Here is a 17,667-nt window from a genome sequence, read left to right on the forward strand (position 1 = left end):
CCTACGCCGCCTCGTTCATCGAGTGGTTCGCCGAAGAAGCCAAGCGCGTCTACGGCGACACCATCCCGGGCCACCAGCCAGACAAGCGCCTGATCGTCATCAAGCAGCCAATCGGCGTTACCGCGGCTATTACCCCGTGGAACTTCCCGGCCGCCATGATCACCCGTAAAGTTGGCCCGGCCCTGGCCGCTGGCTGCACCATGGTGCTCAAGCCTGCCTCGCAAACCCCGTACTCCGCCCTGGCCCTGGTCGAGCTGGCCACCCGTGCCGGCATCCCGGCTGGCGTGCTGAACGTGGTCACCGGCAGCGCTGGCGAAGTAGGCGGCGAGCTGACCGGCAACTCCTTGGTACGCAAGCTGTCCTTCACCGGCTCGACCGAAATCGGTCGCCAGCTGATGGAAGAATGCGCCAAGGACATCAAGAAGGTCTCCCTGGAGCTGGGTGGCAACGCCCCGTTCATCGTGTTCGACGACGCCGACCTGGACAAGGCTGTCGAGGGCGCGATCATCTCCAAATACCGTAACAACGGCCAGACCTGCGTCTGCGCCAACCGAATCTACGTGCAGGACGGCGTCTACGACGCGTTCGCCGAGAAGCTGGCTATAGCGGTTGGCCGGTTGAAGGTTGGCAATGGGCTAGAAGAAGGCGTGACTACTGGCCCGCTGATCGACGGCAAAGCTGTCGCCAAAATCCAAGAGCATATTGATGATGCCGTGTTTAAAGGCGCAAAAATACTCGCGGGTGGGCAGCTAATTGAAGGGCATTTCTTCGAGCCGACCATCTTGGTCGATGTACCTATCGACGCAGCTGTCGCTAAGGAGGAGACCTTCGGCCCACTGGCGCCGCTATTTCGCTTCAAAGACGAAGCCGAAGTCATTGCCATGTCAAATGACACCGAGTTCGGCCTGGCCTCGTATTTCTACGCCCGTGACATGAGCCGTGTGTTCCGTGTCGCTGAGGCATTGGAATACGGCATGGTGGGTGTCAACACCGGACTGATCTCAAACGAAGTCGCGCCATTCGGTGGCATCAAGGCCTCGGGTCTGGGCCGCGAAGGCTCCAAGTATGGGATCGAGGACTACCTTGAGATCAAGTACCTCTGTTTGAGCATCTGAAGACGCGGTTTCGCTAACGCCCGGCTTCGGTCGGGCCACTTGAAGGAACGTCATCCATGCAAGCTTCGCAAAAAAGAACGTGGTCTCGTTCTGGTATTCAGACCAGTGTAATGGGCTTTGGCGCCGCTCAGTTGGGCAACTTCATGGCCCCCATTAGCGAAGAAACCGCGGCTGAACTGATCCAAGTCACCTGGAACGCGGGAATTCGTTTCTTTGATACGGCACCGAGCTACGGCCATGGCTTGAGCGAGGCAAGACTGGGACAGGGCTTGCGTTGGAAGCCTCGCGACCAGTTTGTGCTGTCTACCAAGGTAGGGCGATTGCTAAGCCCTCGTCGACGGGAAGAGATCGACTTCGGCTGCTGGATCAAAGGGCTGCCTTTCGAGTGGCGATTCGATTACTCCTACGACGGTACGATGCGCTCTATCGAAGACAGCCTTCAGCGCACGGGCTTAGAACGCATCGACGTTGCGCTCATTCATGAGGTTGACGTGTATACACATGGGGCTGAACAACCCGAAGTTTTCAACTATGCAATGAATGGTGCGGGCAAGGCGCTACTTGAGCTGCGCGATCAAGGCGTCGTCAAGTCAATTGGGATTGGTGTGAACGAGAGCGATGTGGCTCACGAAGCTATCCGTCGTATCGACTTTGACTGTCTTCTACTGGCAGGGCGCTACACGCTTATCGAGCAAGACACGTTGAATGACTTCCTTCCGCAGTGTGAAGCGCAGGGTGTGTCTCTCATCGTAGGAGGTGGCTTTAACAGTGGGATTCTGGCCACCGGCGCGATTCCAGGGGCGCGCTACAACTACGCCCCGGCAGATGCTGAAATACTGGAGCACGTCAGTCGGATCGAGGCTGTGTGCCATGACTTCGATGTCCCACTCAAATCGGCGGCATTGCAGTTCATCGCCGCACATCCAGCGGTAATCAACATTATTCCAGGCGTGCGAAGCATCCAGCAGCTTAGCGAGAACATCATCACATTCGAGCGCGAAATACCCGACGAATTCTGGCACGAGCTGAAACGCAAATCGCTTATCCGAGCGGATGCACCCACACCGTGATCACATGCCCACAGTTTTGATCCGTATGGATCCAGCGAGCATTTGCCTCACCTGTGCTCGCTTTTTTATTCAAACCGTCGTTCTGCGCCTGCGGACATTGCGTAACAGAATCAGACGCTCCCACTAGTTATCTGCCGAAAAGCTGCGCGGCGGTAAAACAGCCGCGCAACCAGAAACTGATTGCAATCAGGGTGTAGGAACACTATACAAAACCTGTATCGGTATAAGCTTAAGAGTAACTTTCTCATGGCAATAGGGTGAAGAACTAGAGCAGTTACTACGACGAACACGCCCTGCTGCTCTAAACTGCTCAGTTCAAGTCACCCTCCAAGAGGATCAATTCTCGTTTTGCTGCTCGCAATGCAAAGCTCTTGGCATGCGCGTAAGCCGGATCTTCATAACATGCTTTTGCCTGGGCATAGCTTGGGAACTCAACAACGAGCACTCGGCTATCAGCATTCACTTCAAGCTTTGCTTCGCGATCCACGACCTTAATTTTCGCCCCGTAATGATCAGCGATAGGCCCCCACAGTCGACCGTATTCCTGCTGTGCCTCAGTGTCGATCACAGATGAGCCGAAAATAATCCAGTACCCTTTCATCACATTCTCCTATTAAGGTTTACTATGTTGCACTCGATCTGGGCTACTTAAAGAAAACTACCGAGTGCGAGCAAAAGTAGCAGGCTGATGATCAATTTTCTGGCTACTTCCTCATGGACCTTACTGGCGATTAGAGAGCCGAACCAGACGCCAATTACCAGTATTGGCAAGCTCATCAATCCAAGACGCAACGAATCTCGACTAAATAAATCCATCATCCAAAACGCTGGTAATGCCGCAATATCCATAGCCAAAAACGCGGCGATAATCGATGCCCGCCCCGCCTCCAGCGCCAAGGGCGATCCGAGGAAGAAAACTATGACCGGTGGTCCTCCTAGGCCAAGGGCCCCATTGAGGATCCCTGCACCTGTACCGGTGGCCGCTGTCTCAATCAAAGACGGCATTCTCCGAAGTTTGTAGCCTGTAAGCATTACCACGCAGCATACGATGATCAAAATAGCCATTACTATTTTGACTAAGCCGGCTGAAATTGTAGCGAGCAGAAAGGCGCCGAGCGGTGTGGTGATAATGGAGCTGATGACAAGTACTTGGATCGAAGACCAGTGCACTTGACGCCAAATCGTAGGAAGCAGTTTCAAGCCAGCCGCTATCTCTAGCACGAACATCGTTGGCACGATCGTTGTCAGGGGCAATACGAACGACAGCGACATGATAGCGAGCAGAGTAAAACCGAAGCCAGAAAAACCCCGCGCGATTGCAGCCACAAAGACGCAGCAAAGGGAGTAAACGGTGATAAAAGGTGACACAACCATGAATTCAGTAAACATCGATGCGCAACCTCGGCATGATATGTAGAACCATTAGAGCAACACCTTCAGACTCGGCACCTATGTAAGATATCAAACTGGCATCCTGCCGCGCATTTTAAGGCCAATAGATTTTTCTGGATAGAAGATTAGAGACTGAAAGCATGAAATCACAGAACACATCGCTGAGTCCTGCTTGACCGTAATTTCGCACACTGGCACAAATGAATGCCTTGGGAGCCTAGTAGAAAGCTGGCAAAGGAGTAATAAAGGTGGTTTAGTCAAAAAGCCGAAATAATACACTTGCGTTCCTTCGTCAAATTGCTTGATTCGCGTCGTTGGATCAGGCGCCAGACAAAACTGATCACCCCGAACTCAATTTGTTCATCCTCCTCCAGCACCGGATTCGGGATGCTGAAACTTGGCGCACGGATGCATGCTATCACCAGCCGAGCGCTGCCCATGAACGTGACCGCCTCTACCGCCTGCAGATCACCGAAACCCAGAAAGAGCAGCCGAAGTCGTGCGCTCGTTGCGGCAGTTCTGCTCGTCGCCACCGAGCAGTGCCTGGCACTCACCACTCCGACCATCATCGCTTCCGTCACTTCGCTGCAATGCCTGGAGTACCGGGTCGTCGGGATTTGCTATTGGCTGCTGTGCACGCCGTTCGGCTGCACGGTGCGCACCTCGCCGAAGGTCCGTCACCTCATCCCCGAGCTGGTGGTGTCGAGCTACGCCGACACCGGCGGAAACCCCTGGAGCGAGATGTCAGCACTGTCGACGCCGACGTCAGCATCACAAGGGGTGGCAACTTGATCACGCCTTCGCCGCAGCGCGATAACCTGCCACGGTTCAAGAATGTGGACGGTATCGGGCACCCCGGCGGGGCTGCACTTACCGCCCTGGCGCATACGTTCGGCTATGCGTGCCCAAGCGGTGCAGTGCCGTTTGCGCCCTACTACCTCAGTACCCTCGACCCGCTGGCGTGGCGCCATGCCATTCCCGAATCCGTCTACCCGCAACAACTGGTTCCGGGCATGCGCGAGTTCGGTAACCAGGCAGTCGGCGACATGTGGGGTAGCGTCTACCCACGCCACGGTTTTCTGGTGCAGCCCGACGATTTCTAGGGGAGTGCCGTGATGGCTCAGCGCTCCAGCGACTTCATCACCCGCGTTGGCCAGCCGCACGTCTATCGGCCGCTGCAGCCGATGCCCGCGCCCGGCTTCGGGCCAACGCAGCCGCTGATGGAGAACAACTTCAACAACCACCGCTGGCAAGTGCTTACTCCGGTGATCCAGAACACCTGCGCCATCTTCCCCAGCCCAACGATCCAGAGCGCCGACGGCGCGTATGCCTGGTCGCTATGGCGGCCGTACCGCTGCTGCCAGCGCATGGGCCAGAACTTCCTGTTCAGCATCGATTTTGAGGGAGGTCAATGATGAAGACCTACTTCCTCGGATTGCTGAGCTTCCTCATATATGCCGTGGGCCACGCCGCCGAGAATGGCTACCACCTTGGTGACTAGGCACCGGTCTTGGACGACCGCGTGATGTATACCATCGGCGGCGGTTCGGCGGCAGGAGCGCCCTCCTCGCTCTACCGACCCAATGGCCTTGGTGTAGGCATGTCTTGGCGCACCAACATGATGTGCGGAAACATGAACCTCTCGCCCCCCCTGCAGAACCAGCTCAATGGCGCCACCCAGTGCTTCCAGCAGATCATGGGCAACGTCATTCAGAACGCCACACGGGCGGTGATGTCACTGCCGGCGATGATCATCCAGCAGGCCAATCAAGGGCTGTATGAGCTGCTGAGCAATGGTGTTCTGCAGGGACGGATCGACTTCGACCGCTCCAAGCTCACCTACCAGGCAATGACGGCGAAGATGGCCGACAAGGTCGACCAAGCCGGCTGGGGCGCGCTGGCGCAGAACCAGAAGATGTAGCACAACCTCGAGCAGTCCGACGGCGGTGCCGTGACGGCAGTGAAGGACACCGAATCCAATAACGGCAACAAAGGCGTCAGTTGGGTCGGTGGGCAAAAAGCCGGTGGCAACGGCCAGCAACCCAGCCGGGCGACGTCGGACGTAGTCAAAGCCGGCTACAACCTGCTGCACAACCGGGCGGTCGAGGATACTTCAGCTCTTGGTTTGAGTTGCCGAGTTGTGCCATCTGCCAAGCCTGGTCGAGTCCCGAGGAAGCCTCCGAGTGGGCGACGCGTGTGCTCGGGGAAACCGAGGTGGAGACCTGCGACGCGAGACGCTGCGGGTAACTGCCGATATCGGCCTATCAGCGCCCCGCCCCCTCGCCTAATCGCCATTTCGCATAAATGGATGCAAATTCCCGAGACCCTGCCGTTTCTGAATTATTGACAAACGGCTGTTGAAATTCGGTGGGGCAAAAAGTGGGGCAAAATTACTAACCAAGTAGAAACGGACAGACATAAAAAATCCAGCCACCGCTAAGTGACTGGATTCTTTGGAGTTATTTGGTCGGGACGGAGTGATTCGAACACTCGACCCCTTGCACCCCATGCGTGCGGGATACACCTAAAGCCTTACGGATCAAGGCCTTGAGCGGGCGCTCGCTGCAAACGGTGCCGCACTGTGCATGACCCGATTTCACCATTCCCCGAAAATCTCCCCACGGGTTTCGGCCCGCATCCGGCGTTCTGCCGATCGTATCCCTTCCTTTATGTACCCGCTCGCCCGCCGAGCTTAAACCTGCTCGCCAAGCTCAACCGGCCGCGCCTTCAGCAGGCTCCACCCTGGACGCCCCTTCAAGTTCCGAAAGCGCCCACAGCCTGGCCGCCTCAACCATTTCCAGCATTTCCACCAGGTCGCCCTCACCCACCACCTGGCGCCGGCGAGCGGCATAGGCCATCTCATTGAGCACATCCGCCCGGCCATCAGGATCGCTGACCAGCGAGAAGTGATCGTTGAGCTCGTCGAGCCAGGCCTGCGGTATCCCGGCCATCATATTGTCCTGCACCACCACGACTGCGCGTACAGCACGCCGTCGACCTCCTCGAAACCGGTGATATTCATCCCCAGCGTGGCCATGCCGTTCACGCAGGCGTCGTGCAGCCGCGGGATGATGTCGCCGCTTGGGGTTGGGTTGAACACCCAGGCCTCGATGCATGGGCGGCCGAGTACCTTGCTGTTGCCGTACTCGATGTGCACGTCGGCCCGCAGCGGCTGGACCTTGTTTAGTTTTTCAGCGGGGATGGCAACGCCGTGCTCGCGGCGGCGGACGAGTAGAAAATACATGGGGCACCTATACTGTATAAAAACACAGTATCATATAGAGAAAGCCCGCGATGGGAAATTATCGATCAGCGGGCTTACTGGAGAGGCAGGACGTCCTTGCCCCGGGCTTAGCCTCAACGCTCAGTTAGTACGCCTGGAACGGCAATTCCGTCAGCAGTTGCAGGCGCGCGATTCCTACGCAGGCTTGCCTGATACTCCCAGATGACATTGATAGCCTTCCGAGTGGGCGGCTCGCCTGCATCGGCCATCTTGATAAAAGCGCACGTTCGCATTCCCAGGGAATGGTTCCCCGCATTTTCCTCGGTTCGCAAACGCTGGAACGCCGGTCGCTGTGGTGCTATCGTTTCGCCACTTCGAGATGCTGACCGGTATTAGCCCGGCATAGCAATCCAGTTGGGCTGCCGCACCACTCTCGGTGTAAGCCTCCTCCTCAACTGCTACATGGGCAGGAGAAACAGTTATAAGAGCACACCCCTAGAATGTTTTGAATTCTGAAGAAAACATTCTGATTTCAATGATCGAATGACAATTTCAGTCATAAAAAATTAAATAGTCGACGCGACTGCAGGGCGGAAATTATGGACGAAATCCTCACACCTACATCAACCCTAATTCAAGTTATGCAAGAACTCCGCAAGCAGAATGGCGATAATCCTGCCCTTAGCGCCATTGCTAATGTCTTAGGGGTCGAAACGAAAAACCCCATGAGCTTAGCCCGGACCATGATTGAATTAGAGGATACAACTGAACAAGCCATTAAGGCTGTAAAGCTTCATGTCTTTGGCGAGCAAGACATGCACCTAGCGCCACTACTCGAAATAAAGGCATTCTTTCAAGATATTAACCTATCAGCTCCTTGGAAAAGCTACTTACCTCGCATAACTCCATCCATGCTACAAGGGCTAAAATTCGCAGATCACTTCATTACCAACTCAATATTATTAGCCTCAGGACCCAAAGCAACTGAGGTGGCAGACATTACCTCCAAACTAGACTCACTGCTTGAAGAGTGTCTAAAATCCGAAATAAACCCGGACCTTAAACAATTTTTTTCTAGCACCATCAATAAATTGAGAAGCGCACTAAACGAATATAGAATATTTGGCGACTCCGCCCTTGACGATATATTGAACGAGGTCGCCGGATCAATCAACCGAAGAAGCAAAGAAATCAAAGATCAGCCAGAGAAATCGGTAAGTTTCTTCACAGGAGTATTTGAAACTATTGGGAGAATTAACGATCTCGTCTCTGGCTCTGAGAATGTTACGAAAGCAATATCCGCGTCCGGCATTGTGTACTTCTTGCCGCACTTAGGGTAATCCGATGTTCTACAGACTTTTTAGTTAAGTCTCGGCAGGTCTTTGCCGCGAGCCTTAGCCATGACGCGCAACTGGTAATCGGATACCGCCTGGAAAAGCGACTCGGCCAAGAGGCGAAGCCGCTCCACCTCTTCCGGTGGCTGCCCCGCCGCCTCGGCCTCATGGTACTGCCGCATGGCATCGACAGCCTGCTGGATCAGCGGCTCGCCGGCTTCGACCATCCCGATGAAAGTGCGCTTCTCCACGGCTATGCCCCGATCACTTGGTCAGAGCATTATAGGACGCCTCGCAGAGCTGGCCGGCTACTCGGGCTTGGTCATAAGACTTCGCCAGCTCTCCCGCTCGTTCATCAGCCCGTGCGAGCAGGTCGGAGAGCACCATGGCGGCGCGGGTGGCTGCCTGGCCTCGGGCGACAGCGGAGGTATCCGTGCCGGGGCAACTGACGGTGGTGGCGAGCTTTCCGGCTTCGTCGCGCAGCCGCTGGCCAGCAGCATCGGCACCAGCAGCGCCAGTATCAGCAATCGTTCGTTCTTCCTGAGCATGGGCTCTCGCCTCCTCCTGCGCCTTAGCGCGTCGTTGTTCTTCCTGGCGGGCGCCGCGCTCGCCAATCACCTCTGCCAGGCGGTCGCCGCTGTCTCGTTCTGCTGATGCCTGGGCGGCGTCGGCCCGCTCCACTGCTCGGCCGTGCTGGTACACGCCCCAGTAGGACGCTAGCAGCGCCAGCAGCAGCGCCGACCTGATGACCCAGGACTTCATGCCAGCGCCCTCCGCACGCCCTCATCGATGACCGCCGGGGTGTACGGGTTGCCGCCGTTCTCGTGGATGATGATGCCCACCAGCATGCCGCGCAGGGTTGCCGCGTCCTTGATGTTGATCGGGTCGGTGGTGCGCACGCCCAGGCGCTTGGCCACGGCCGAGGCATAGGCCTGGGTGTCGTTCTCGTTGCTCGGCGCCCAGCGGTTGATGGTTTCGAGCACGGTGTCTATACCCTTCCCGCCAACACCGGGCATGCCGTCCTTGCCGCGGTAGGCGATCAGCAGCTTGCCCAGGGCGCGGATGCCGTTCTCCGGGGTGTCGAAGACGGCGAAGCGGCCACCGGGCTCCTTGCCGACCTGGCCCTGCCAGTCGTTGCGGGGGTTGAAATCGATGTTGCCGGGGTTGCGGTTGCGGACGCCGCGGGGAGTGGTCATAGGTTTTCTCCAGGCAAAAAGAAGCCCGCGATAGGCGGGCCTGGGTGGTCTTTAGCGGAATCAAGGTCGGCCTATTCCGGTGCCTGCTCTTCCACAGGCTCGGCCGGGTCAGCCACGGTGATGTCCACCTTGGCGGTGTACTCCTTCAGTACCTGAGCGGTGTAAACCTGGGCCGTTGGGAACTGCGCCAGGATTTCACGTGCGCGGGCGTCAGCCTGCTCGGGGGTGGCATAACGGGTGTTGTTGGCAACATCGAACATATTGCTCATGTTTACGGCGACATATGGCATTGCATGGCCCTCCAGGGCTAAGTTAGTAATCAGAACATTGGTTTATTGCTTGTACTTAAGAGCCTTTTTAAATACCGGTAACATCCAGCAGTAGCCCACTATTGTATGGGCTGATCGAGCCAGTTGTCCCGGGCGGAACAGTGATTGGTCCGGCGAACACCTGAATGATTCCATTCGACAAGGTGAACGTATTGGCATCAGGGGTCCTAACCTGACATTGCCAATAACGGATGATAGCTGCGGGTTGTTGCGACGTGCCTCCACTGTCGGTGTAGTGTCCCGTGCTTTGAACGCCCATGCATACCGCTACTGCCTTGTTTGAATCAACAACCCCGCTGAATGTCGGAGTCGGAGCGGTATTGCTTAGATCGGTTACAGGAATGTTGACAGAGTAGCTACCGAGGACACGCATATACCGATTGTTAGCGTTAAACACCTCAACGCCCTGTTCATTGAACACCTGAAACCCAGAGTTCCCAGCACCATTACCGAAATCCACTCTGTCATAGACATAGAACCCGATGCTGGTGCCCTCTGCGCCGAACACAGTGAATCCGTTGTCGTCGGTCAGGAAGCATACGTTTGCTGATGAGCGCAGTGCGAGAATCGGCTGCCTTGAGCTGACCGGGTACGAGATCCTGTAGTACCCGGCACTGGGATAGGGCTGAATACCAGCGCCGCCGACCTTCCCAAGGGTTGCAGTACCCACAGCGGTGAGCACCATGTTCTTGAACGTGCCGTCGATCTGGAGAACGCCTGCATCATTAAATACTTGAAGTCCGGCTGGCATCAGTAAACTCCGTATTGAATGACAGCTGGCAGTATTTCCCAACTGGAAAGCCCCGGAAAATCCCAACTCAGCGTCGTCCCACTAATGGTCACTCGTGCGCACCTCTTACCGAACTGGTTGGCTGATGCATTCCGTTGCTGCACGAAAGCCCAAGGTGTGCCATACCCTGCAGCGAATTCAGGCACTGCAATTGCACCAGCAGCGCTGCCTGTCGCAACTTGGCCCAAGATCCGACTCAGCCGGTCAGTCACATCCAAAATTAATCTACCTTGGGCATCCCAGACTTGTAACCCCTGAGGCATTACCAAACCCCCCATCTAACCCTAATCGTTCCATCAATGAACACGGCACCACCATCTCGATTCAAAACGCTATAAGTTTGGTTCCGGGTGCCATGGCGGAAAGTGATAGCCCCCGTGACGAAATCGCAGTTCATAATCGGTCCTCCATCCCAAGTTGCTCGCTGCGCAGAATCGATGCTTGAGCCAACTACTGCATTCTGAATTGTCGCTTTGGAAATAAAGGCTTCATTCAAAAAAACCTGCCCGTTCTGGATTGCAAACGGGCTGACGAAGCCGTTATTGGTCGGGTTGAGCACCGTGAAACGGTCAGCCATCACCGCGAAAACGGATTGCAACACTCCGTTGTTGTTTTCTATGCCCGTGCCGAAGCCGGCGGCCACGTACTGGTTGCCGTTGACGACCTGGAGCTTCACCGAGTAAGACGCGGTGATCTTGCCGTTGAGCGTGCTCTGAGCCGTGCTGATCTGCTGCACAGAGGCGTTGGTGGTGCCCAGATTGCTCTGGACCGTATCCACACGCTGGCCCAGCGCAGCATCGCCGCTGGACCTGGCCGTGGCCTCGCTTTGGATGGCCGCATTGGCATCCCCAACAGAGGTATACAATCCGTCGATGCGCTTCGACTCCGCAGTGAGCGTTGCGCCCTGCTGCGTTACAACACTGTCGAGGCTGGATACCGCTTGCGCCGAGGCAGCCGCCGATCGCCTTCCCACTGCGATGTAGGCGATGTCGATTTCACCGGTCGTGTCGGCCGAGTTCATCATATCCAGGCGGATGGCATACATGTTCTTGCCGTTCCATCCGGCATGGCCGGAGAGATCGATTTCAATGTCCTGCCAATCCGTGGTGGTCGTGCTGATGGCCCAGGCCATGCGCCGGGCTTCGGATAGGCCTCCATCTTCGTTCGCCCAGTACATCTGCGCCCCGGACCGCGTAGTGTTGCGCCGACGCAGCCGGATGCGCAGGTATGGGTTCTGCGCCCCCGAAACGGTAGGGGTGAAGTTGCACTGCAGGTTGGGGTTCTTGGTCACCGTGGCGAAGAGCGGCCCAGCAGCGATCGTGCCACCCGTTGCGGTTGCCACCCAGCCCCTGGTGGAGTTCGTAAACTCCCAGGTCATCCCGGCAACGAACGGCTGAGCCGCGCCGATGCTGTTCTTGAGCTGGGTGATGTCGGTGCTCTGGCTGGTGATCGCGCCCTCAGCAGTGCTTACCCGGTTGGTCAGCGAGTTGACCGCCGAGGCCTCAGCCTTCGTCGCCACCTGGCTGAGCGCACTGGCAGCCGCAGCCGCCGCATCAGTGGCCACCTTGTCCGTCACGGCGACCCAGGCGGTGCCGCTCCAGCGCTTGGGCGTGTTGGCGTTGCCAGTGGTGTCGATCCACAGGTTTTGCGCGAGACGCTTGTCTGCGGCCGGAGCGGTTGAGCCGTAGATGACTTCCCCCTTCGCGCCCGCTGCTGTAGCGGCGGCCTGGGCCGCCTGCTGCGCAGCTGTCACGTTCTGGTTGGTCGTGGTCAGGCTGTTTTCCAGGCTGGTGGTCCTCCCGGCCACGCCGGATAGAGTTGAGCCTTGCTGGTCTACGGTTGAGGTAAGGCTCTGCACGGCAGCCGAGTTCGCGCTGTTGTTCACCGCGTTGACTTGGCCGTTGTCTCGCCACCCGGTGGCACGCGCCCCATACTCAAACTGGGGCCGCGCCATTTCCACGTATCCCGCGGTAACCGCGCCGGTTGCGCTGTAGACACGCAGGTAGACGTAGCAAGTCACCGCCCCTGCAGGCGCGACGGCACTGAACTGCTCACGCTTGCCTGCTGCGGTAATGGTAAACATCACCGAGTTAGGGGCGCTGATCACGGTGCCTGCCGCGTTGATCCACTGAATGAAGAACCTGAGCCCCAGGCCAGCGGTGCCGCGAAGATAGACAGAGGTCGCAACGGTTTGACCTTCGGCGACCATTGGCCGGCGGTCTTTCGTGCCTCCAGTTGGACGCAGCGATTTATAGGGCGTGCCCGTACCCACGCTGGAAACCTCAACACGTACCGCCTTCTCCCCTGCGTTCAGCCATGAGGTAACCAGCGATTCGACGCTGGTCGCCGGCCCTTCCGTGGCCCAGCCATCAGCAATGTCGGTCCCCGTTCCTGCTTTGGTGAACGTGGGGTTGTAGAACAGATTCTCGCCGCCGACATCCCCGATCGAGTTGTTCAGGTCGGTGATTTGCCCAGAGGCAGCGGTCAGCCCGGTTTCGGTAGCAGTGACACGGCCAGCCAGCGCCGTTGTCGCCGAGGCGTTGGCGGCAACGTCGGCGCCAGCAAGCTGGCCGTTGTCTCGCCACCCTGTCGCGATTCGCCCGATTTCAAACTGGGCGCGGTCTATCTCAACGACCGCATCCTGCGGAGTCGATGAGGCACCGAAGACGCGGAAGATCACGGGACACGCCACTGTGCCCGCCGGCATCTCCCGGCCCTCGAACACCAAGCGCTGCCACTCTCCCGTAGCGACGATGTTTCCTGGGGTCTGGGTGACGATGGTCGTGCCTGCGGCGTTTCTCGGCTGGAGATACCAGCGGATCAGGCAGCCAGCGGTCACCTTCACATAGATCGAAACGCTCACGAACTGGCCGGCGCTCACCGCTGGAAACTTCGGTGAATGGTAGGTATCCAGGTATCGCGAAGCGTTGTCGATGCCGGAAACATCGTAGCGCTGGGCCTTGCCACTCGGGTCAAGCGTCGACGCCACAAGCGAGGCTGTGCGAGTCACACCGGCAGGCGTGCCAGTGGTCCACCCATCTGCCAGGCCGGCAGTTGAGCCTACCCGCTCGAAGGATGGGTTGTAGAACAGGTTCTCGCCTCCAGCCTGGGCCAGCGAAGCGTTGATGCTGGTCAGCGCCTGGCCATTGGCCGTGATGGCAGCCCCCTGCTGTTCCACGGTGTTGGTCAGGGACTGGACAGTCGAGGCATCTGCCTTGGTCGCCACCTGGCTCAGCGCATTGGCCGCAGCAGCAGCGGCGTCAGTAGCCACCTTGTCGGTCACCGTCACCCATGCAGAGCCGTTCCACCGCTTCGGCGTGTTGGCGTTGCTGGTCGTGTCGATCCACAGGTTCTGCGTCAGGCGGTCCGCCGCTGCCGGCGCGGTCGACTGGTACAGCACCTTGCCCTTGGCGCCGGCGGCGTCCGAGGCAGCCTGGGCCGCCTGCTGTGCTGCCGTCACATTCTGGTTGGTCGTGGTCAGGCTGTTCTGCAGGCCGGTGATGGATTGACCCTGGGTGGTCAGCTTGCCCTCGGCGTCGGTGACCCGGCCCGTCAGGGTCTGCACCACCGAGGATTCCGCCTTGGTGGCCACCTGGCTCAGCGCGCTGGCGGCAGCTGCTGCCGCGTCCGTTGCAACTTTGTCGGTGACGGCAACCCAAGCCGACCCGTTCCAGCGTTTCGGGGTATTCGCGTTGCTGGTGGTGTCGATCCAAAGGTTCTGCGCCAAGCGCTTGTCTGCCGCGGGTGCGGTCGAGCCGTAGATCACCTCGCCCTTCGCGCCAGCTGCGGTGGCAGCCGCCTGGGCGGCCTGCTGCGCAGCGGTGACGTTCTGGTTGGTGGTGGTCAGGCTGCTGTTCAGCCCGGTGATGGCCTGGCCCTGCGACGACAGCGAGCCCTCGGCCTCGGTTACCCGAGTGGTGAGGCTCTGCACCACAGTGGCATCGGCCTTGGTCTGCGCCACGGCCAGGGCATTGGCCGCCGCAGCCGCAGCATCAGTGGCCACCTTGTCGGTCACAGCGACCCAGGCGGTGCCACTCCAGCGCTTGGGCGTGTTGGCGTTGCCGGTGGTATCAATCCACAGGTTCTGCGCGAGACGATCAGCGACGGCCGGTGCGGCCGACTGCACAATGACCTTGCCCTTGCCGCCGGCCAGCGTTGCGGCGGCCTCGGCGGCCTGCTGAGCTGCTGCGACGTTGCCATTGGTGGTGGTCAGGCTCGACTGCAGGCCGGTGATCTGCTGGGACTGAGCCGTGGTGACGCCTTCCAGGGTTTCAACTTTGGTTTCAACGGTCTGCACGCGAGCGGCCATCCCGTTCGCCGCCTGCACCGCCTGACCGATGTCGGTCCAGTAGGTGGCGTTCGGCGGCGCGTTGCCAGCCGGTACGTCGACCTTGGCCTGGTACAGCTTGCCATCTTCGCCCAGCACACTCTGACCAGCGGTATAGGCCTGGTCAGGCTTGTACGGCATCGAGTCGGCCAGGTCGGCCACCTCGTCGATCTGGCGCTGCAGGTCCTGCTTCGCCTGGGCCAACGCGCTGTCGACATCCGCGACAGCGTTGCTCACGTCGGCGATCTGCTCGTTCAGGTCGCTGCGCACTTCACCCAGGCGCTCATTTACCGAGCCTGGACCGTCCTTGTCGATCAGGTCGATGCGCTCGTTTAGCTCCTGGCCCAGGTGGCTTTCCAGCACCTCGCCGGTGATCTGCTCAAGGATCGGCGAAGCGTCCATGCTGGCCACGCCGGTGACCACGGTCGGTGCCACCGGGAAGAACGGGCCGAGGTTGCCAGTGCGATCCACCAGGCGCGCCCAGAAGAAGAACCGCTGGCCGCCGCGCAGGCCCTGCATGACGTATTCCTGCTGCGGGTACGCCAGGTCGGCCAGCTTGTTGGCCGCGTCGAGATCCGTGCCTTCGCTGTACCACAACTCGGTGCGCTGGGTGTCCTCGGCACCAGCTGGGATACCCCACTTGACGCTGATCCCGAACAGCAGACTTTCGGTGTTGAGGAAGGTGACCGCCGGTGGCAGACCTTCCTTGCCGTTCAGCTGAGTCAGGATCGAGCTTTTCCAAATCGACGTGATGTCGAAGGCGCTGACCGCCCGCACGCGGGCCAGATAGGCGCCGGCATAGATACCGACCACATCGACAGACGCCGCACCGGTGCGCTGCAAGCGGATCCAGTTGCCATTGTCCTTGCGCCATTCCACGTCGTAGGCGACGGCGCCCGGCACAGCCGGCCAAGCAATGGTCATGGTATTGACCGCGATACCCTGGTCAATCGCGTGTGCCGAGGTCAGCGTGACGCTGGCCGGCGGCTGCACGGTGGTCACGGGAATGACGCTGATCGGCCGCTCGTCCAGCTTGGCGCCTGTGTCGATGGCTGCAAACTTGCTCGGGTTGAATTCGAGTGCGGTGATTTCGAACTCGCCTTCCTTGGTGCGCGTGGTCTTCAGCACCCGGAACAGCTGGACCGCCAGGTCGTCGTAGTCGATGGCCCACTGCAGCTGTGGCTCAGGCTGCACGCCATACTCGGCGGTTACCGTTACAGCCCGCCCGGCGACCGACTGCACGGTACGCGCCTGGGCGGTTCCGTTTGGCAGGTTCAGAATCAGGCGATCGCCAGCCTTGATCGGCGTGTCGCGGTCCAGGGTGACCACACGGCCGGCTGCCGACGAGATCCGGCCACCGTTCGGTCGCCCGGCCACCAGCTCATCTGCCACAGGAATGACGTAGCCCGGCAGCGGGATGCGGCCCTCCATGCCGGTTTTGAAGGTTACGGTCCGGTCCTGGTTGTTGCTCAGCAGCGCCCATTTACCACGACGCTGGGCCTCGGACGCACGGGTGCAGCCGATCGCGGAAATTTCTACGGGGCGGTCGCGGTAACGGCGCTGAAGCGCCAGGTCGGTTACGGGAATGACATCGGTGTCGAAGTTGTTGGCCGGGTTGTCGTAGCTGACCAGTGCCCGACTGTAATGCGTGCTGCGCTCGGCGCCACCGTAAACGAACTCCCCGTCAATCACGTTTGCCCGGGTGAAGACATAGTCGATGTCCTGCGCGCGCGGCATGTCTGCCTGCATAAACAGGGAGCCGTGAGCCCAATACACCATCCCTCGGTAGATTGCCGAAAGGTCGCGCAGAAGCGTCCACGCCTCGGCGCGGCCCTGCAAGTTCATATCGCAGAGGTACCGCGGCTCCAGACCGCCGACACCATTGGTTACTTGCTGGTCGCAATACTGGGCGATGCGGTACATCTCCCATTTATCAACCATCCATGGCTGAATCCGCTTGCCTAGACCGAAACGGTCCTCGACGCAGATGCCGTAGGTGACGAAGGCGGGATTATTGGTCCACGCCTGCTTGAAGGTACCGTCCCACACACCGGTGTAGGTGCGGGTGACCGGGTCGTAGTTGGTCGGCACGGGCCAGCGCTTGGCCTTGCAGTCAACCGTAACCGCCGGGATGTTCTGGAACTGCTGCGCATCGAACTCAATGTAGAGCAGAGCGGTGTTCGGATAGCGGAGTTTCTGGTCGATGATTTCCGTGTAGCCGGCCACAACCATCGTATCGCCCACGGTTCCGCTGTTGGCATTGGGAGTGATCCGGCGTACGCGCAGCATCCACCCGGTTGTTGCCTTGGGCAGGTTGACGCGCACGGACCGCTGGTAGCCGTTAGTGGTCTTGCCATCTACAGCGCCCAGGTGCGACTCCACATAAGCCCCGCCGTCCGTTGCTATGTCGATAGCGTACTCAACTCGGTAGCCGTTGGTGTTGCCGCTGCTGTCTTGGCTTACGAGGCGCGGCCAAGACATGCGAACCCGAACTGCAGACAGCTGGATATTACTCAGGGAGCGTGTGAATGGATTGTCACTGCGCAGCTCGACGTTGACGTTGGTTTCATTCTCAATCGAGGGAATTCCTTGGATATAGTCCTGCTCGACCGACCCTGGCCGCCATTCCCATTTCACGCCCGGGAAGTTCACGTTGCCGCTGGCGTCCATGATTGGCGTGTTGTCGAGGTAGATGTCACGATCGGTCGGCGTGCCATCAAACTCGCCCTCACCCACGGCTAGCAGGATCTTTGCGATGTTCGTGGACTGCAGGCTGTCCGGTGCTTCGACAGGGGTCTTTGGCTTGCTCTCGCCGCCCTTGGCGCCAGTGATATCCAGGTGAGCTGCTGCGCCCATACTTTCCTCCGGGCATTAAAAAGCCGCCCGGAGGC

The 17,667-nt window shown here is 58.9% G+C and carries 14 protein-coding genes and 1 pseudogene; 5 read left to right on the forward strand and 10 right to left on the reverse strand.

Features of this window, described 5'->3' with window-relative positions:
- Both F3J44_RS18105 and F3J44_RS18110 read left to right on the forward strand, forming a co-directional pair.
- On the forward strand, positions 1–1,115 hold a 1,115-nt coding region (locus F3J44_RS18105; protein WP_167274679.1), incomplete at its 5' end, for an aldehyde dehydrogenase family protein.
- A 56-nt stretch (positions 1,116–1,171) separates the two neighbouring features.
- On the forward strand, positions 1,172–2,185 hold the full coding sequence (locus tag F3J44_RS18110) for an aldo/keto reductase (protein ID WP_167274682.1): 1,014 nt from the start codon (positions 1,172–1,174) through the stop codon (positions 2,183–2,185).
- A gap of 310 nt (positions 2,186–2,495) precedes the next feature.
- Here F3J44_RS18110 and F3J44_RS18115 read toward each other — a convergent pair whose 3' ends face one another.
- Positions 2,496–2,786, reverse strand: a complete 291-nt coding sequence (locus F3J44_RS18115; RefSeq protein WP_167274685.1) for a DUF1330 domain-containing protein — start codon at positions 2,784–2,786, stop codon at positions 2,496–2,498.
- A gap of 47 nt (positions 2,787–2,833) precedes the next feature.
- On the reverse strand, positions 2,834–3,574 hold the full coding sequence (locus F3J44_RS18120) for a sulfite exporter TauE/SafE family protein (RefSeq protein WP_167274687.1): 741 nt from the start codon (positions 3,572–3,574) through the stop codon (positions 2,834–2,836).
- A 441-nt stretch (positions 3,575–4,015) separates the two neighbouring features.
- Here F3J44_RS18120 and F3J44_RS18125 point away from each other — a divergent pair.
- Both F3J44_RS18125 and F3J44_RS29615 read left to right on the forward strand, forming a co-directional pair.
- Positions 4,016–4,992: pseudogene (locus tag F3J44_RS18125) on the forward strand (TIGR03756 family integrating conjugative element protein).
- 218 nt (positions 4,993–5,210) lie between these two features.
- The gene (locus F3J44_RS29615) at positions 5,211–5,498 is read left to right on the forward strand and encodes a hypothetical protein (protein WP_205299979.1); all 288 of its coding nucleotides are present in this window, start codon (positions 5,211–5,213) and stop codon (positions 5,496–5,498) included.
- Positions 5,499–6,288: 790 nt separating this feature from the next.
- Here F3J44_RS29615 and F3J44_RS18135 read toward each other — a convergent pair.
- Complete coding sequence (locus tag F3J44_RS18135) at positions 6,289–6,528, reverse strand: hypothetical protein (protein WP_205299980.1); 240 nt, start codon at positions 6,526–6,528, stop codon at positions 6,289–6,291.
- A complete protein-coding gene (locus F3J44_RS18140) occupies positions 6,528–6,821 on the reverse strand; it encodes a hypothetical protein (protein ID WP_167274692.1) in 294 nt (97 codons plus the stop codon). The genes F3J44_RS18135 and F3J44_RS18140 overlap by 1 nt, the downstream gene beginning before the upstream one ends.
- Positions 6,822–7,399: 578 nt before the next feature.
- Here F3J44_RS18140 and F3J44_RS18145 point away from each other — a divergent pair.
- A complete protein-coding gene (locus F3J44_RS18145) occupies positions 7,400–8,140 on the forward strand; it encodes a hypothetical protein (RefSeq protein WP_167274695.1) in 741 nt (246 codons plus the stop codon).
- A 20-nt stretch (positions 8,141–8,160) separates the two neighbouring features.
- Here F3J44_RS18145 and F3J44_RS18150 read toward each other — a convergent pair whose 3' ends face one another.
- The 6 genes from F3J44_RS18150 to F3J44_RS18175 all read right to left on the reverse strand — a co-directional run bounded on the left by F3J44_RS18150 (position 8,161) and on the right by F3J44_RS18175 (position 17,632).
- Complete coding sequence (locus tag F3J44_RS18150; RefSeq protein WP_167274698.1) at positions 8,161–8,385, reverse strand: hypothetical protein; 225 nt, start codon at positions 8,383–8,385, stop codon at positions 8,161–8,163.
- A gap of 13 nt (positions 8,386–8,398) precedes the next feature.
- Positions 8,399–8,896, reverse strand: coding sequence for a DUF2514 domain-containing protein (locus tag F3J44_RS18155; RefSeq protein ID WP_167274700.1), 498 nt, complete (start codon positions 8,894–8,896; stop codon positions 8,399–8,401).
- Positions 8,893–9,330 carry a structural protein P5 gene (locus F3J44_RS18160; RefSeq protein WP_167274703.1) on the reverse strand — a complete coding sequence of 146 codons (438 nt, stop codon included), beginning with the start codon at positions 9,328–9,330 and terminating at the stop codon, positions 8,893–8,895. The genes F3J44_RS18155 and F3J44_RS18160 overlap by 4 nt, the downstream gene beginning before the upstream one ends.
- A 71-nt stretch (positions 9,331–9,401) precedes the next feature.
- Positions 9,402–9,599, reverse strand: a complete 198-nt coding sequence (locus F3J44_RS18165) for a hypothetical protein (protein WP_205299981.1) — start codon at positions 9,597–9,599, stop codon at positions 9,402–9,404.
- Between the two features lie 88 nt (positions 9,600–9,687).
- Positions 9,688–10,410 (reverse strand): hypothetical protein, encoded by a 723-nt coding sequence (locus tag F3J44_RS18170; protein WP_167274708.1) that lies wholly within the window; start codon positions 10,408–10,410, stop codon positions 9,688–9,690.
- 301 nt (positions 10,411–10,711) lie between these two features.
- Positions 10,712–17,632 carry a phage tail protein gene (locus F3J44_RS18175; RefSeq protein WP_205299982.1) on the reverse strand — a complete coding sequence of 2,307 codons (6,921 nt, stop codon included), beginning with the start codon at positions 17,630–17,632 and terminating at the stop codon, positions 10,712–10,714.
- Positions 17,633–17,667: the final 35 nt, after the last annotated feature.

It is taken from the genome of Pantoea sp. Tr-811, from assembly GCF_011752535.1.
GTDB lineage: Bacteria > Pseudomonadota > Gammaproteobacteria > Pseudomonadales > Pseudomonadaceae > Aquipseudomonas.

Excerpts from the sequence above, each read along its gene's own strand:
- F3J44_RS18115 (WP_167274685.1), bottom strand. The coding sequence starts at position 2,786 with ATGAAAGGGTACTGGATTATTTTCGGCTCATCTGTGATCGACACTGAG.
- F3J44_RS18160 (WP_167274703.1), bottom strand. The coding sequence starts at position 9,330 with ATGACCACTCCCCGCGGCGTCCGCAACCGCAACCCCGGCAACATCGAT.
- F3J44_RS18170 (WP_167274708.1), bottom strand. The coding sequence starts at position 10,410 with ATGCCAGCCGGACTTCAAGTATTTAATGATGCAGGCGTTCTCCAGATC.
- F3J44_RS18120 (WP_167274687.1), bottom strand. The coding sequence starts at position 3,574 with ATGTTTACTGAATTCATGGTTGTGTCACCTTTTATCACCGTTTACTCC.
- F3J44_RS18175 (WP_205299982.1), bottom strand. The coding sequence starts at position 17,632 with ATGGGCGCAGCAGCTCACCTGGATATCACTGGCGCCAAGGGCGGCGAG.
- F3J44_RS18110 (WP_167274682.1), top strand. The coding sequence starts at position 1,172 with ATGCAAGCTTCGCAAAAAAGAACGTGGTCTCGTTCTGGTATTCAGACC.
- F3J44_RS29615 (WP_205299979.1), top strand. The coding sequence starts at position 5,211 with ATGAACCTCTCGCCCCCCCTGCAGAACCAGCTCAATGGCGCCACCCAG.
- F3J44_RS18145 (WP_167274695.1), top strand. The coding sequence starts at position 7,400 with ATGGACGAAATCCTCACACCTACATCAACCCTAATTCAAGTTATGCAA.
- F3J44_RS18165 (WP_205299981.1), bottom strand. The coding sequence starts at position 9,599 with ATGAGCAATATGTTCGATGTTGCCAACAACACCCGTTATGCCACCCCC.
- F3J44_RS18155 (WP_167274700.1), bottom strand. The coding sequence starts at position 8,896 with ATGAAGTCCTGGGTCATCAGGTCGGCGCTGCTGCTGGCGCTGCTAGCG.
- F3J44_RS18135 (WP_205299980.1), bottom strand. The coding sequence starts at position 6,528 with ATGGCCGGGATACCGCAGGCCTGGCTCGACGAGCTCAACGATCACTTC.
- F3J44_RS18140 (WP_167274692.1), bottom strand. The coding sequence starts at position 6,821 with ATGTATTTTCTACTCGTCCGCCGCCGCGAGCACGGCGTTGCCATCCCC.